A 15,617-nucleotide genomic window follows, 5' to 3' on the forward strand; every position below is an offset into this window, starting at 1 on the left:
CGTTGTGGGCGCCGCCTGCCCTCGTCGGCCGTGACGCGCCGTGCCATCGATCGTCGACGAGGAGCGAACCATGAGCGAGTGGCTGGTCTACCGGGGCAAGGGCGAGCCCGCGCCGACGCGTGTCGACTCCCTGCCACAGCCGCCGGTCTGGCGTCGGTTCGACGGTGTGCCCCTCGACGACGTCTACACCGTACCCGCCCTCGACAGCGCTTCCTCCCGTCGGCTCGGCCGCCGCCCCCCGCTGCCCGTGCAGGACCCCCGCGCCGTGGAACTCATCAACGCGGCCCTCTACTTGAGGCGCCCGCTGCTGGTCACGGGGGAGCCCGGCTCCGGCAAGAGCACCCTGGCGCACGCACTCGCCCATGAACTGGGGCTCGGCCGGGTCCTGCAATGGCCCATCGTCAGCCGCACCGAGCTGACGTCGGGACTCTACGCCTACGACGCGATCGGCCGTCTCCAGGACGCCCAACTGGACCGCGCGGGAGCCGAGGAGACCCAGGAGTCGCCCGGGGCGCGCCGCGACCTCTCCATCGGCCGCTACATCCGGCTGGGTCCGCTGGGCACGGCCCTGCTCCCGATGGAACGCCCCCGGGTCCTGCTCATCGACGAGCTGGACAAGAGCGACATCGACCTGCCGAACGACCTGCTCAACGTCGTAGAGGAGGGGGAGTTCGGCATCCCCCAGCTGGAGCGCATCGCCGACCGGCCCGGCCAGGGCACCGTGGAGGTCCTCACCGACGACGGGCTGCGGGCGCCCGTCACCGGCGGACGGATCCGCTGCCACGCGTTCCCAGTGATCGTGATGACGAGCAACGGCGAGCGCGAGTTCCCCGCCCCGCTGCTGCGCCGGTGCATCCATCTGCACCTCGACCCTCCGCGCGGCGACCGCCTCGCCGCCATGGTGCAGGCCCACTTCGGCGAGGGCGCCGACCGGGACCACCACGATCTGCTGGAGCTGTTCACCACCGACGGGACGGGCTCGCACCGGCCCACCGACCAGCTCCTCAACGCCATCTTCCTCACCCAGCAGGTCGCCCCGCCGGGCAGTCCGCACCGCACGGAACTGGCGCGGCTGCTGATGGGTTCACTCGACTCCGGGCAGCGGTAACCGGCCATGACCGTCGCCGACTCCCTGGAGCTGCTCGCCCGCCGGCTGCGCGAGGCCGGGATCGCTCCGGACGCCGAGGAACTCGCGGACGCGCTCTGGCTCGCCCGCCATGTCCCCGGCAGTACGGCGACGGTCCCCGCCACCGCCGAGGACCCGGTCGAGCCGTCCCCCGGCACCCGCCCCGGCAACCGCCACAGCACCGTCCCGCCCGAGACGTCCCTGGTCGTGGCGGCCCGGAAACAGGCCGCGGACCGCCGGATCCCGGCGGTCGGCGGCATCGCGACCGAGGGTCCCGCGGGCGGCACCGGCACGGTCGTGTCCACCCAGGTGCCCGCCGCCTCCGTCCTGCCCGAACCGCTCGCCCTGCAACGGGCGTTACGGCCGCTGAACCGCTACCGGCCGCCGAGCGGCCCCTCGTGGTCCGGACTGGACGAGGAGGCGACCGCGCAGCGGGCGGCCGACACCGGGGTGGTCGTCCCGGTGCCCGCCCCGGGGCAGCGCCGTGAGGCACGCCTCCAACTCGTCATGGACGTCTCCTCGTCCACCGTGGTGTGGCAGCACACCTTCGCGGAGCTGCGCCAGGTCTGCGAACGGGCGGGCGCGTTCCGGGAGATCCGGACCTACTACCTCCATGACGGCGGACGGAACGGACTACGGGTGGCGTCCACGCCGGACCCCTCGTCCCCCGCCGACGGCCCCGGTCTGCTGCGCGATCCGAGCGGACACCGGCTGACCCTGGTCCTCAGCGACTGCGCGGGGCCGCTGTGGCGCAGCGGCAGCATGCAGCGGATGCTGCACGACTGGGCCACCTGCGCACCCGTCGCCGTCCTCCAGCCGCTGCCCCAGCGGATGTGGCGCGGCACCCATCTGCCCGCCTACTCCGGGGAACTGCGCCGCCACGAGGGACTGGCCGGCGGCCTGGAGTTCCGGTCGGAACGCGCCGGACCCCCGCCGCGGCGCGCCCTGCCCGTGCCCGTGCTCGCTCTGCGCCCCTCCTCCCTCGCGGGCTGGGTCCGCCTCGTGTGCGACGCGACCGCCCAGCGGCAGATCGCCTCCGCGGCCTGGGTGCGCGCCGACCACCCGGCGACCGCAGCACGGCCGCTCGCCGAGCGGGACATCACCTCGCGCGACCGGGTCCGGGCCTTCCGGCGCACCGCCTCGCAGGACGCGCGGCACCTCGCCGAGTACCTGGCCACCGTGCCCCTCGCCCTGCCGGTGATGCAGCTCGTGCAGCGGGCCATGCTGCCCGGCAGCGGCCCCGAGGCGATGGCGGAGGTCCTCCTCGGCGGGCTGATGAGGCGCAGCGACGCCGACGCGGACGGTGGATACGAGTTCATCGGGAGCGTGCGCGAGGAACTGCTGCGCCATCTGCCCGGCGGCGAGGCCCAACTCGTCCTCAAACACAGCTCGCAGTACGTCGAGCGGCAGTACGGCCGCGCGGCCCGCAACTTCCCGGCGCTGGCCGCCGCCTACCTCTCCGGTGCGACGGCCGCACATCCCGTGACCGAGGACGGCGCCGACGACCGGCTGCTGCGCGCCTTCGCCCGGGTCTCCTCGCAGGTCCTCGCCCGCTACGGAAAGGTCCCGGTGCTGACCGACACGGGCCCGGCCGAGCTGGCCTCCCGCGCGTACCGGCTGCTCGACCGCTATGACGCCCAGGGCACCGCCCGCGACCTGGACGAGGGCATCGCCCTGCTGCGCCGGGCCCTGGAGGTCGAGCGCCGGCAGTCGGAACAGCGCGCGCTGCGGACCCGGCTGGCCAAGGCCCTGCTGGAGCGCTGGCGGGTGGCCGGGACGGCGGACAACCTCCGGGAGGCGTACGAGGTCCTGCCCGGGCACCGCAAGACCGACGCGCAGGAACTCGTCATGGAGGCGCAGATCCTGCTGTACCTCGCGGCCGATCTGGAGACCGCGGGCGCGGCCGCCGCGAGCCGGCCCGCGGGGCTCGGCCACGATCTGGGCGAGCCCGACGCCTCCCCGCGCCGGCTGGCCCTGCTGGCCTACCAGCAGGCCCGGCAGCGGCTGGAGGAGATCCCGCCCGATGCGGAGCGGTGGACCACCCGCGTCCTGGAACTGCGGGCCACCGCGGCGTTCCAGGCGGCGTCCCTCGCCGCCCGGGCCGGCGCCGCCGTTCTCGGCCCGGACGAGGGAACACCACAGGACTGGGCCGCCCAGCAGTTCGAACAGGCAGCGGGCCTCGCCACCCAGTACCGGCTGCGCAACGGCGAGTCGGCCTCCCGTCTGCTGGAGGCCCGTGCCCTGCTCGCGCTGGCCCGGCACGACTCGGGACGCGGCGCGAGGCCCTGGGAGCCCGGCCCGGAGCGGCGCGCCCTCGCCCACCGCTCCGCCGAACTGGCCGAGGTGGGCTTCCGCGAGGCGCTCCCGCTGCGCGCCGCCGAGGGCGCCGGCACCCAGGAGCTGACCCGGATCTGTCTGGAGACGGCCGCCGCTCTCGGCCTCACCCGAGACGCGGAGCACGATGTCCCGACCCGCCGCCGGATCGTCACCGTGCTCCAGCAGGCGCTGGAGTACGCGGGTGAGGCCCCGGAACTGCGAGCCGAGTGCTTCGACCGGCTGGGCGAGGCCTATCTGGCGTCGTACGAACTCACCCGCGACCGGGACGATCTGGAGGCGGCCGTCTGGTCCTGGTGGCAGGCGACCGGGGAACTGTCCCTGGACGATCCGGCCCGGCCCGCGCTGCTGCTCCGGCTGGGCCTCGCCCTGGGGGCGGCCGACGAGTGGTCCGACGCGGTTCGGGTGCTGCGGATGGCCGTCGACGAGTCCTCCGAGCAGGACCCCGAACTGCCGCGCCGCCGGGTGGAGCTGGGCGACGCGCTCCTGCACCGGAATCTGCGCCAGGGCGGGCTGTCCGATGTGCACGAGGCCGACTGGATAGTGGGCACCGCCGCCCGGGACACCGACGACGACCTGCTCGCCGCCCGGGCCTGGCGGCTGCGTGCCGCGGCGGCCGGGCGACTGGCCGAGCACACGGCGCAGTGGTCGGACTGGGAGGCGGTCGCCGACCATCTGCTGCGGGCCGCCGAACTGTACCGGGACCTGGAGCTCACGGCCGCGGAGGCCCGGGTGCGCGTCGACCGCGGCGAGGCCCTCGGCCGCGCCTCCGCCCCCGCCCGCGCCGCCGAGGAGTACCGCACGGCGCTCCGGCTCTACGAGCAGGCCGGGCTGGGCGACGGGGACGAGGCGGAGCAGGCCCGGGACGCCCTCGACGCCCTGGACCCGAGGGGCGGGGGCGGCGTATGAGAGGGCCGGACGACGTCCCCGGCATAGCCCTGCCCACCTTCGAGCGCCCCGGCCCGGACGGCACCCCCCATCCCGTGCTCGCCGCGGTGCTCGCCGAACTGCGCGCCCGGGAGGCCGAGGACGACGCCCCGGCCGCCTACTACGGCGACTCGCCCGACCCCTTGGCGCCGCGCCCGCCGGCGGGGGCCGCGCCATGAGCGCCGACTGCCTGCGTCAGTTCGTCCTCAAGGTGCACAGCCGCTGCAATCTGGACTGCACGTACTGTTACATCTACCGCAGCCCGGACCGCAGTTGGCGAGAGCGCCCGCACCACGCCGACGAGCAGACCATGCGGCAGACCGCCCGGCGCATCGCCGAACACGTCGAGACACACCGCCCCCGGTCGGTGCGGGTCGATCTGCACGGCGGGGAGCCCCTGCTGACCGGTCCCGAAACCCTTGTCGCGTACGCCGACACCGTGCGCGACGCCGTGCCGGACGGCACCGAGGTGGCGGTCACCGTGCAGACCAACGGCACCCTGCTCACCCGGCCCGCGCTCGACCGGCTCGCCGACGCCGGCATCCGGGTCGGGATCAGCCTCGACGGTGGCACGGCCGCCCTCAACGCCCGCCGGGTCGACCACGCCGGGCGCCCCTCCTGGCCCGCCGCCCGCCGCGCCGCCCGGCTGCTGGCCGCACGCCGGCCGGACGTCTACGCCGGGCTGCTGTGCACCGTCGACCCGGCCACCGACCCCGCCGAGGTCTACCGCTCGCTCAGGGCCCTGGCCCCGCCCGCGCTCGACTTCCTGCTCCCGCATCTGCACTGGGGCACCCGCCCGCCCGGCCGCCACCGGCCCGCCCCCACGCCGTACGGGGACTGGCTGGCCGAGGCGTTCGACCTGTGGTGGAACGACACCACCCCGGGCCGGCCTCGGGTGCGCCTGTTCACCGAGATCACGGCGCTGCTGCTGGGCGGCTCCTCACGGACGGACGCCTTGGGACTGTCGCCGATCGCCGCGATCGTGGTGGAGACCGACGGCACCATCGAACGACTCGACTCGCTGAAGACGGCCTTCCCGGACGCTCCCGCAACCGGCCTGGACGTCTTCCGCAACTCCTTCGACGAGGCGCTGCGCCATCCCCGGGTCGCCGCGCTGCGGGCCGGACCCGAAGCGCTCGGCGAGGACTGCCGCGCCTGCCCGGTGGTGCGGATCTGCGGCGGCGGCAACTACGCCCACCGCTACTCCGCCCTCACAGGTCACTTCCGGCAGCCGAGTGTGCACTGCGCCGATCTGGAGCGCATCGTCCGGCACGCCGCCGCGCGGATCGGCGAGCAGCTCTCCGTATCGTCAAGGAGTCTGGTCTAACGTGGAGTTGACGAACCGCGACGTAGCGCTCCCCTACGTCAGAAGGAGACCCCAGGCATGCCATCCGCGTCCCCCGAGCATGTCACGATCGTCTACGCGGGACAGTCATGGTCCTGGGCGACGTGGATCGAACACCGTCTCGCACACGCCGGAGCGGTCCCGGAGGCGGTCCGCTGGGACCCGCTGCACACCGCACCGGAACCGGCGAGGCTGACCGGCCTGCTGGCCGTCCCCGGCAAGCTGCTGCTTCTGATCGACGACTGGTTCGTGCGCTTCGACGAGGCCCGTCGGCAGGCCTGGGCCGATGTACTGACCGAGATCATGCCCCGGGAGGGGCACCGGATCGTCGCCGCGTCGATCACCGCCGCCACCCTGCCGCCGGCCGCCGAACGGCTCGGTCGGGTGCTCCCGCTGCGCGGCCTGGACGCCGAGCGGGCCGCCGAGGTGCTGGTCGACGCGCTGGAGGTGGCCTCGCCGTCCGGCGGCCCGGTCAGCCTCGACCGCGCCCGTGGCCCCCGCTTCCCCGAGGACCGGCCCGGCATCGACAACGCCCCGCGCCACCACCGCGACTTCACCGGCCGCGAACGCGTCCTGGAGCGCATCCACCAGGAGTTCACGGAGGGCGGCGAGGGCACCCGCATCGCGCTGCGCGGCCCGGGCGGGATCGGCAAGACCCAGACGGCCGCCGAGTACGTGCACCGCTACAAGGGCGAGTACGACATCGTCTGGTGGGTCAACGCGTCGGTACGCAACCGGGCCCGCGAGGAGTTCGCCCGGCTCGCCGACAAGCTGGGCGCGGAACCGGACACCGGGGACGCCCTGCGCGGGCGGATCGAGGCGGCCAAGCGGGCCCTGGGCGACCGCACCCGCTGGCTGGTCGTCCTGGACGGGGCGGAGGACCCCGAGGACCTCGGGACGGTGCTGCCCGACGGCCCGGGCCATCTGCTGGTCACCACCCCGCGCAAGGAATGGCACCGCTGGGTCGGCCAGGTCGTGGACCTGCCACCGTTCGACCGCGAGGAGTCCGTCGACTTCGCGTGCCGGCGCAGCCGCCGGCTCACCCGCGACAGCGCGGACCGTCTCGCCGCGGCCGTCGAGGACCATCCGCTGCTCCTGGACCAGACCGCGGCCTGGGTGGAGCTGAACGAGACCGCCGACATCGACACGTACATCACCCGCATCCAGGAGGGCGATCCGCACGCCGTCCCCGTCGTCTCCTCCGAGGAGTACCGCAAGGAGTTCCAGGCCGCCTGGGCACAGACGGTCAACACCCTGCGCGAGAAACACCCCAACGCCTACGAACTGCTCTCCCTCTTCGCGTTCTTCTCGCCCGACGTGATCCCCCTGGGCCTGGTGCAGTCGGCCCGCGTCGGCGACCTGCCCCCGCACCTGGTGTCCCTGGTCACCGAGCCGAGCAGCTGGAACACCGCGCTGCGGGTGCTGTCCGAGGCCACCTCCATGCGGCTGGAGTACGAGCAGGGTCCGATGGACATCCAGACCGTCGGCACGCTGCGTATGCACCGGCTCTTCCACCGCTTCGTCCGCGGTCATCTGGGCCCCGAGGAGGCCCGGTTGTCGGCCGAGACCGCCCGCCGGGTGCTCGTCGCCGCCGACCCCCGCCGCCCCGGCGACCGCACCAACTGGTCGCGGTACGCGGAGGTGATACCGCATCTGGAGCCGACGGGGGCGCTGCACTCCGCCGACCCCGATGTGCGGACGGTGGTGCTCAACTGCATCGAGTACCTGCGGATCCGCGGCGAGGCCAAGGAGGGCAGGCGGCTCTGCGGCGCGGCCGTCGCCTCCTGGAGCGCGGTCTCGGGCGACACCGACCCCGCCGTCCTCGTCGCCGCGCACCAACTGGCCAACATGGAACGCCGCCTCGGCCGCTACCGCGAGGCGGAGCGCATCGCGCGGGACGTGCTGCGCCGGGTCACCGCCGATCCCGGGCGCAGCTCGGTGCAGGTGCTGCGGGCCAAGAACGGGCTCGGCGGAGCACTGCTGGCGCTGGGCCGGTACGAGGACGCCCGGCTCCTCTACGAGGACGCCGCGGCCCAGGCGGCCGCCGACCTCGGGGAGCAGGAGGTGCCGCGCACCCTCGACATCCGCGGCAACCTCGCGCTGGCGCTGCGGCTGCTGGGCCGCTACGAGGAGTCCCTCGCCCTGCAGCGGTCCGTCCTGGAGGCGTACATCGCGCTCGGCGGCGGCCGGCATCCCTCGACGCTCCTCGCCGGCCTCAACACCGCCTGGACGCTCCGGCTGCTGGGCCGCTACGGCGACGCGCTGGCGATCCAGGAGCTGAACCACCGCCTGCACCGGGAGGTGCTCGGCCGCGACCACGCCCAGACCCTGCTCGCCCAGCACAACCTGGCCCTGTGCCTGCGCCGCGACGGCGCCCATCTGCGGGCGCGCGGGCTGATGCGCGAGGCGCGCGACCGCAGCCTGCGCCGGCGCGGCCCCCGGGAGACGCTTCGCCTGACCACGGACTACGCGATGCTGCTGCGCGAGATCGGCGAGTTCGACGAGGCACGGGAGCTCGCCGAGTCCGCCCTCAAGGGGTTCACGGACCTCTTCGGCGACGGTCACCCCTACATCGCGGGAGCCCTGGACAACTGCGCCCTCGTCCAGGGCGACCAGGGAGACCTGGCGGGCGCCCGGCAGCGCGCGGAGCGGGCCAGGGCGGGGATGGAACGGGCCCTGGGCACCGCCCACGTCTGGTCCGTCGGGTGCGCGATGAACACCGCGACGGCGCTCGCGCGGACCGGTGAGCTGGAGCGCGCGGTGGCCCTGGGCCGGGACGCCCTGGGCCGGGCGCGCACTGCGGTCGGGGACACACACGTCCTCACCCTCAACCTGGCGGCGGGACTCGCGCAGGACCTCGCGGCGACCGGCCGGCACGAGGAGGCGGAGACCGTGCGCGTGGAGGCCGTACGCCGGCTCACCGAGAACTTCTTCGAGGAGCACCGGCAGGTGCGCTACATGCTCGAAGGGCGGCGCCCCTACTGGGACTTCGAGCCGCAGATGATGTGAGACCGGCAGCAACGCCGAGGGGCCCGCCCCCGAGCCGAAGCTCGGGCGCGGGCCCCTCGTGCGACCAGAGGCCGACCGGGCGGGCCGATGGCCTTACGCGTCGAACACCTCGCGCACGAGCTGCTCCTGCTCCGCCTGGTGCCGCTTCGCGGAACCGACGGCCGGGGACGAGCTGTGCGGACGCGAGATGCGGCGCAGACGCTCGGCCGGCGGGACGTCCGCGCCGACCGCCAGGTCCAGGTGGTCGATCAGGTTCAGAGCGATGAACGGCCAGGCACCCTGGTTCGCCGGCTCCTCCTGCGCCCACAGGTACTTCTCGGCGTTCGGGTACTTCTTGATCTCGGCCTGGAGCTCGGCACCCGGCAGCGGGTACAGGCGCTCGAGGCGGATGATCGCCGTGTCCGTCACACCGCGCTTCTGCCGCTCGGCCTCCAGGTCGTAGTAGACCTTGCCGGCGCAGAAGACGACCTTGCGGACCGCGGCCGGGTCCACCGACGCGTCGCCGATGACCGGACGGAACTGGCCCGTCGTGAACTCCTCCGCCTTGGACGCGGCGGCCTTGAGGCGCAGCATCGACTTCGGCGTGAAGACCACCAGCGGCTTGTGGTGCGGGTTGTGCACCTGCCACCGCAGGAGGTGGAAGTAGTTCGACGGCAGGGTCGGCATCGCGACCGTCATGTTGTTCTGGGCGCAGAGCTGCAGGAACCGCTCCGGGCGGGCCGAGGAGTGGTCCGGGCCCTGGCCCTCGTAGCCGTGCGGGAGCAGCAGGGTGACGCCGGACGTCTGGCCCCACTTCTGCTCCGCCGCCGAGATGTACTCGTCGACGACGCTCTGGGCGCCGTTGACGAAGTCACCGAACTGCGCCTCCCACATCACGAGCGCGTCCGGGCGGGCCAGCGAGTAGCCGTACTCGAAGCCCATGACGGCGTACTCGGACAGGAGGGAGTCGTAGACGTTGTAGCGGGCCTGGTCCTCCGACAGGTACTGCAGCGGGGTGTAGTCCTCGCCGGTCTCCCGGTCGATCAGCACCGCGTGGCGCTGGCCGAAGGTGCCGCGGCGGGAGTCCTGGCCGGAGAGGCGGACCGGCGTGCCCTCGAGGAGCAGCGAGCCGATGGCCAGGGTCTCGCCCATGCCCCAGTCGATCGTGCCGTCCTCGACCATCGACGCCCGGCGCTGCAGCTGCGGCAGCAGACGCGGGTGAACGGTGAAGTGGTCGGGGATGTTGACCTGGGACTCGGCGATGCGCTTGACGACCTCCGAGGAGATGGCCGTGCCGACCGCGACCGGGAAGCCGTCCTGCGGCTCCTGGACCGGGGCCGCCACCTGCTGCGAGGTGGCCTCGCGGACCTCCGTGAAGACCTTCTCCAGCTGGCCCTGGTAGTCCTGCAGGGCCTGCTCGGCCTCTTCCAGGGTGATGTCGCCGCGACCGATCAGGGACTCGGTGTACAGCTTGCGCACCGAGCGCTTCTTGTCGATCAGGTCGTACATCAGCGGCTGGGTGAAGGCCGGGTTGTCCGACTCGTTGTGACCGCGGCGGCGGTAGCAGATGAGGTCGATCACCACGTCCTTGTTGAACGCCTGGCGGAACTCGAAGGCCAGACGCGCGACGCGCACGACCGCCTCCGGGTCGTCGCCGTTCACGTGGAAGATCGGGGCCTCGATCATGCGGGCCACGTCCGTCGCGTACATGGAGGAACGCGAGGACTCGGGGGCCGCGGTGAAGCCGACCTGGTTGTTGATGACGATGTGGACCGAGCCGCCGGTGCGGTAGCCGCGCAGCTGCGACATGTTCAGGGTCTCGGCCACCACGCCCTGGCCCGCGAAGGCCGCGTCGCCGTGGATCGCCACCGGCAGGACCGTGAAGTCCGTACCGCCCTTGTTGATGATGTCCTGCTTGGCGCGGGTGATGCCCTCGATGACCGGGTCGACCGTCTCCAGATGAGACGGGTTGGCGGCGAGGGAGACCTTGATCTGCTCGCCGTCCAGGCCGGTGAAGGTGCCCTCGGCGCCCAGGTGGTACTTCACGTCGCCGGAGCCGTGCATCGACTTCGGGTCGAGGTTGCCCTCGAACTCGCGGAAGATCTGCGCGTAGGACTTGCCGACGATGTTGGCGAGGACGTTCAGCCGGCCGCGGTGGGCCATGCCGATGACGACCTCGTCCAGGCGGGACTCGGCCGCCGAGTCGATCACCGCGTCGAGCAGCGGGATGACCGACTCGCCGCCCTCCAGGGAGAAGCGCTTCTGGCCGACGTACTTGGTCTGCAGGAAGGTCTCGAAGGCCTCCGCCGCGTTCAGCCGGCGCAGGATGCGCAGCTGCTCCTCGCGCTCCGGCTTGGAGTGCGGGCGCTCCACACGGTCCTGGATCCACTTGCGCTGCTTGGGGTCCTGGATGTGCATGTACTCGATGCCGGTGGTGCGGCAGTACGAGTCGCGCAGCACGCCGAGGATGTCGCGCAGCTTCATCATCGACTTGCCGGCGAAGCCGCCGACGGCGAACTCGCGCTCCAGGTCCCACAGGGTGAGGCCGTGCTCGACGATGTCCAGGTCGGGGTGCTTGCGCTGGCGGTACTCCAGCGGGTCGGTGTCGGCCATGACGTGGCCGCGGACCCGGTAGGAGTGGATCAGCTCGAAGACGCGGGCGGCCTTGGTGACGTCGTCGTCGTGCGAGGCGTCGATGTCCTTGAGCCAGCGGACCGGCTCGTAGGGGATGCGCAGGGCCTCGAAGATCTCGTCGTAGAAGCCGTTCTCGCCGAGCAGGAGGTTGGCGACGACGCGCAGGAACTCGCCGGAGGCGGCGCCCTGGATCACCCGGTGGTCGTAGGTCGACGTGAGCGTCATGACCTTGGAGATGCCGAGCTTGTTCAGGGTGTCCTGGGAGGTGCCCTGGAACTCCGCCGGGTAGTCCATCGAGCCCACGCCCATGATCACCGACTGGCCGGGCATCAGACGCGGCACCGAGTGGACCGTGCCGAGGCCGCCGGGGTTGGTGAGGGAGACGGTGACGCCGGTGAAGTCGTCCATCGTCAGCTTGCCGTCGCGGGCGCGGCGGACGATGTCCTCGTAGGCCTGCCAGAACTCGAAGAAGTTGAGCGTCTCGGCCTTCTTGATCGCCGCGACGACGAGCTGGCGGTCACCGTTCGGCTTCACCAGGTCGATGGCGAGGCCCAGGTTGACGTGCTCCGGCTTGACCAGGGTCGGCTTGCCGTCCTTCTCCGCGAAGGACCAGTTCATCGACGGCATGGCCTTGATGGCCTGGACCATCGCGTAGCCGATCAGGTGCGTGAAGGAGATCTTCCCGCCCCGGGCGCGCTTGAGGTGGTTGTTGATGACGATGCGGTTGTCGAAGAGCAGCTTCACCGGCACCGCGCGCACGGACGTGGCCGTGGGCAGCTCCAGCGAGGCGTTCATGTTCTTCGCGACGGCGGCGGAGGGGCCGCGCAGGGTCACCAGTTCGGGACCCACGGGCGCCTGGGCCACGGGCTCGTCCTTCTTGGGCTGGGCAGGGGCCGGCGCGGGCTTCGCGGCGGCGGGAGCGGCTGCGGCCGGCTTGACCGGGGCGGCGGCGGGCTGCGCGGCGGGAGCCGGCGCGGCCGGTGCCTGCGGTGCCGCGGGAGCCGGGGCCGTCACGGCCGGTGCCGGAGCGGCGGGAGCTGCCTGGGCCTGCGTGGTGGTCTCTGCGGCCCCCGCGGCCGCAGTGCCCGCCGCAGCGGGCGAGGCAGGGGCTCCCGGCTTGTAGTCGGCGAAGAAGTCCCACCAGGCACGGTCTACCGAATTCGGGTCCTGGAGGTACTGCTGATAGATCTCGTCGACGAGCCACTCGTTCGCACCGAACGCGGCCGCGGGGTTCTTCCCGGCTTGGTCGTCGGTGGAGACACTCGAGTTACTGGGGGACTGTGGCGACACGGCGGCAACCGCCCTCTTCCGCTTCACAAGGTTATGGACAGCGGAAATAAAGGCTACGCCTCCCTGAGGGTGAAGGTCAGGTCAGGCCGGTTCATCGTCGCGTAAGTCACATCGGAGTGCGTGTTTCGGGACGGGAAATGGCGGGAAACAAGCGTGGTTCCGCCCTCGGAGGGGTACGCCGACCGGGGCCCGGCGCGGAGGCTGCGCGGGCCTGTGCCTGATCACACGTGTCCGTCAGCCGGTCCGTCCGTGGATCTTGTCGTTCCGGTTCGAACTTTACGTCAACTTGGGAGAGATGACTCTCCCGGAAGAGTGACCTGGATCCGGCAGCCCCGGGCGGATTCGGCCACCCCGATCCGGCCACCGTGCAGATCCACCGCCCAGCGCGCGATCGCCAGGCCCAGGCCCGTGCCGCCGTCGCTGCCCGGCCCGTGCGGCCGGTTCACGGCGCCGCGGTTGAACCGCTCGAAGACCCGGTGCCACTCCGACTGCGGGATGCCGGGGCCCTCGTCCAGCACCTCCAGCTCCAGGGAGTCCGGGCCGGCCCCGCGCCGGGCCTTCACCGTGACCCGGCCGTGCGGAGGGCTGTGCTTGACCGCGTTGTCGATCAGGTTGGCGACGACCTGGTGGATGCGCTCCGGGTCCGCGTGCGCGGTCAGCTCCGGCGGTGAGACGTCGAGGTGCAGATGGACGTCCGTGCGGGTGTGGCTGCCGGAGCCCGAGGCCATGCCCGCCCGGGCGGAGGACACCATCTGGGCCTCCCTGAGGACGCCCGAGAGGTACGGCCACACCTCGAAGCGGCGCTTCTTCAGCGGGACCACGCCGTTGTCGAGGCGGGAGAGGTCCAGCAGGGTCTCCACCAGGCGCCCGAGCCGCTCGGTCTGCTTCAGGGCGGTGCGCATGGTCTCGGGATCGGCCTCCGTGACGCCGTCCACGATGTTCTCCAGCACCGCGCGCAGCCCGGCGATGGGGGTGCGCAGCTCGTGCGAGACGTTCGCCACCAGCTCCTTGCGCTGGCGGTCCTGGGCCTCCAGCTCGTCGGCCATCAGGTTGATCGTGTGGGCCAGGTCACCCATCTCGTCGCGGCGGTTGTCACGGACCCGGCGGGTGTAGTCGCCGTGCCATATCGACCGGGCCACCGCGTTCATCTCGTCGAGCGGTGCCGTGAGCGAGTGCGCCACGAACTGCGTGATCAGCAGTGTGGCGATCATCGAGAAGACCGTGATGAAGCGCAGCTCGGTCTCGGTGCGCACGGCGATCAGCAGCAGCCCCGTGGTGATCAGCACCGAGATGACGACCAGCGCGCCCAGCTTGGTCTTGATCGAGAACGGGCGTACGCCGCCCCAGGGCTCCCCGGGGCTCCTCCGTGCGTCCGGCCCGTCGGTCATGGCGCCGGGGTCTCCAGGGCGTAGCCCACTCCGTGCACGGTGCGGATGCGCTCCGCGCCGATCTTCCGCCGCAGAGCCTTGATGTGGCTGTCCACGGTGCGGGTGCCGGAGGCGTCCGCCCAGTCCCACACCTCCGCGAGCAGCTGCTCCCGGGAGAGCACCGCGCGCGGTGTGTTGGCCAGGCACACGAGCAGATCGAACTCGGTGGGCGTGAGGTGGACGTCCTCACTGCGCACCCGGACCCGCCGCTGGGCGTGGTCGATCTCCAGTTCACCGAGGCGCAGGATGCCGCTGCGGGGTGTGGCCGCGGCCAGGGCGGCCCGCTCCATCCGCCGCAGCAGCACATGCACCCGTGCCGCCAGCTCACGCATCGAGAACGGCTTGGTCATGTAGTCGTCGGCGCCGACGCCGAGCCCGACCAGCATGTCCGTCTCGTCGTCGCGCGCGGTGAGCATCAGCACCGGTACCGGACGCTGCGCCTGCACCCGGCGGCAGACCTCCAGGCCGTCGAAGCCCGGCAGCATGATGTCGAGAATCAGCAGGTCCGGCTGCCATGCCTCGGCCGTGTCGACCGCCGCCGGACCGTCGCCGGCCGTTTGCACGAGGAATCCCTCGGCGCGCAGTCGGGCGGCGATGGCGTCGACGATCGTCGGGTCGTCCTCGACCACCAGAACCCGTCGCTGCGCGCCCGGGGTCGCCGTCGTGCCGTTGTGCGCGGTGTGTGTCTGCTCCATCGCCCGCCCCTGGGGTTGCTTTCCGGAATCCGTGGGGTGATCCCATGACTGCGTTTGACGCTTGAATGATCCGCGCCAGGGAAGCAGGGTACGGGGAGTTACCGCCGGTCGGCTATCCAGGTCGTACGGCGAGGTGCACGACGTCGGGAACGCCCCGGGCAACGGGGACCTCTTCGGTATGCACCTGCCGGAACCCGGCATTCCAGAGGGTTCCTTCGAAATCCGGAGAGGGCTGGGCGGACCATACCGCCAGTACCCCGCCGGGGTTCAACACCTGTGCGCAGTCAGCCAGTCCGGCCGCCGAGTACAGGTTGTCGTTGTCGTCCGTGACCGTCCAGCCGGGTCCGTTGTCGATGTCGAGGCACAGGGCGTCGTACGTGGCGGAAGTCTCACGCAGATACGCGACGAGGTCGGCCTCCAGGACGTGGGTGCGCGGGTCGGCGAGCGCGGGTGCGGACAGCGCGCCCAGGGGGCCGTCGAGGTGCCAGTCGATGACCGCGCGCTCACGTTCGACGACCGTGATGTCACCCCAGCGCGGGTCCGCCGCCGCGTGTGCGAGCGAGAAGCCGACGCCGAGTCCGCCGATCAGCAGGCTCGGCGCCGGGCGTGCGCCCAGGGCCCGGTGTGCGGCGTCGACGAGCAGTCGCTCCGAGCGCCCGTCGGAGGTGTCCATGAGGAAACAGCCGTTGGCGATGATCTGGAGCAGCTCACCGTGGCGGCGCAGCACGACCTCGCCGTGCGGGCCCTCGCGACGGTCCAGGACTTCAGGGGTCTGGCGGATGTCGTACGGATGAGGCATGAGTCACATTGTGGTGACGCACCGGCTCCAGAGGCGAAGGGTTTTCCTGTGT

At 72.3% G+C, this 15,617-nt stretch carries 9 protein-coding genes; 5 read left to right on the forward strand and 4 right to left on the reverse strand.

Annotated elements, in window-relative coordinates; all coding sequences use genetic code 11:
• Positions 1-70: 70 nt before the first annotated feature.
• Genes ACFY2Z_RS20820 through fxsT form a run of 5 tightly spaced genes read left to right on the forward strand, consistent with a single transcriptional unit; the run spans position 71 to position 8,741 of the window.
• Complete coding sequence (locus ACFY2Z_RS20820; RefSeq protein ID WP_390745578.1) at positions 71-1,108, forward strand: AAA family ATPase; 1,038 nt, start codon at positions 71-73, stop codon at positions 1,106-1,108.
• A 6-nt stretch (positions 1,109-1,114) separates the two neighbouring features.
• Complete coding sequence (locus ACFY2Z_RS20825; RefSeq protein ID WP_390745579.1) at positions 1,115-4,369, forward strand: SAV_2336 N-terminal domain-related protein; 3,255 nt, start codon at positions 1,115-1,117, stop codon at positions 4,367-4,369.
• Complete coding sequence (locus ACFY2Z_RS20830; RefSeq protein ID WP_390745580.1) at positions 4,366-4,566, forward strand: hypothetical protein; 201 nt, start codon at positions 4,366-4,368, stop codon at positions 4,564-4,566. Before ACFY2Z_RS20825 ends, ACFY2Z_RS20830 begins: the two co-directional genes overlap by 4 nt.
• Positions 4,563-5,714, forward strand: a complete 1,152-nt coding sequence (locus ACFY2Z_RS20835; RefSeq protein ID WP_390745581.1) for an FxsB family cyclophane-forming radical SAM/SPASM peptide maturase — start codon at positions 4,563-4,565, stop codon at positions 5,712-5,714. The genes ACFY2Z_RS20830 and ACFY2Z_RS20835 overlap by 4 nt, the downstream gene beginning before the upstream one ends.
• A 57-nt stretch (positions 5,715-5,771) precedes the next feature.
• Positions 5,772-8,741, forward strand: coding sequence for an FxSxx-COOH system tetratricopeptide repeat protein (gene fxsT / locus ACFY2Z_RS20840; RefSeq protein ID WP_390745582.1), 2,970 nt, complete (start codon positions 5,772-5,774; stop codon positions 8,739-8,741).
• A 93-nt stretch (positions 8,742-8,834) separates the two neighbouring features.
• Here the strand turns inward: fxsT and ACFY2Z_RS20845 are convergent, their stop codons facing one another.
• From ACFY2Z_RS20845 to ACFY2Z_RS20860, 4 genes are all read right to left on the reverse strand, one after another.
• Positions 8,835-12,644 (reverse strand): multifunctional oxoglutarate decarboxylase/oxoglutarate dehydrogenase thiamine pyrophosphate-binding subunit/dihydrolipoyllysine-residue succinyltransferase subunit, encoded by a 3,810-nt coding sequence (locus ACFY2Z_RS20845; RefSeq protein WP_390745583.1) that lies wholly within the window; start codon positions 12,642-12,644, stop codon positions 8,835-8,837.
• Between the two features lie 281 nt (positions 12,645-12,925).
• Positions 12,926-14,032 (reverse strand): ATP-binding protein, encoded by a 1,107-nt coding sequence (locus tag ACFY2Z_RS20850; RefSeq protein ID WP_390745584.1) that lies wholly within the window; start codon positions 14,030-14,032, stop codon positions 12,926-12,928.
• Positions 14,029-14,766 (reverse strand): response regulator transcription factor, encoded by a 738-nt coding sequence (locus ACFY2Z_RS20855; RefSeq protein WP_390745585.1) that lies wholly within the window; start codon positions 14,764-14,766, stop codon positions 14,029-14,031. Before ACFY2Z_RS20855 ends, ACFY2Z_RS20850 begins: the two co-directional genes overlap by 4 nt.
• Before the next feature lie 112 nt (positions 14,767-14,878).
• A complete protein-coding gene (locus ACFY2Z_RS20860) occupies positions 14,879-15,565 on the reverse strand; it encodes a spermidine synthase (RefSeq protein ID WP_390745586.1) in 687 nt (228 codons plus the stop codon).
• Positions 15,566-15,617: the final 52 nt, after the last annotated feature.

The sequence above is a fragment of the Streptomyces sp. NPDC001222 genome (assembly GCF_042896945.1).
Taxonomy (GTDB): domain Bacteria; phylum Actinomycetota; class Actinomycetes; order Streptomycetales; family Streptomycetaceae; genus Streptomyces; species Streptomyces gibsoniae.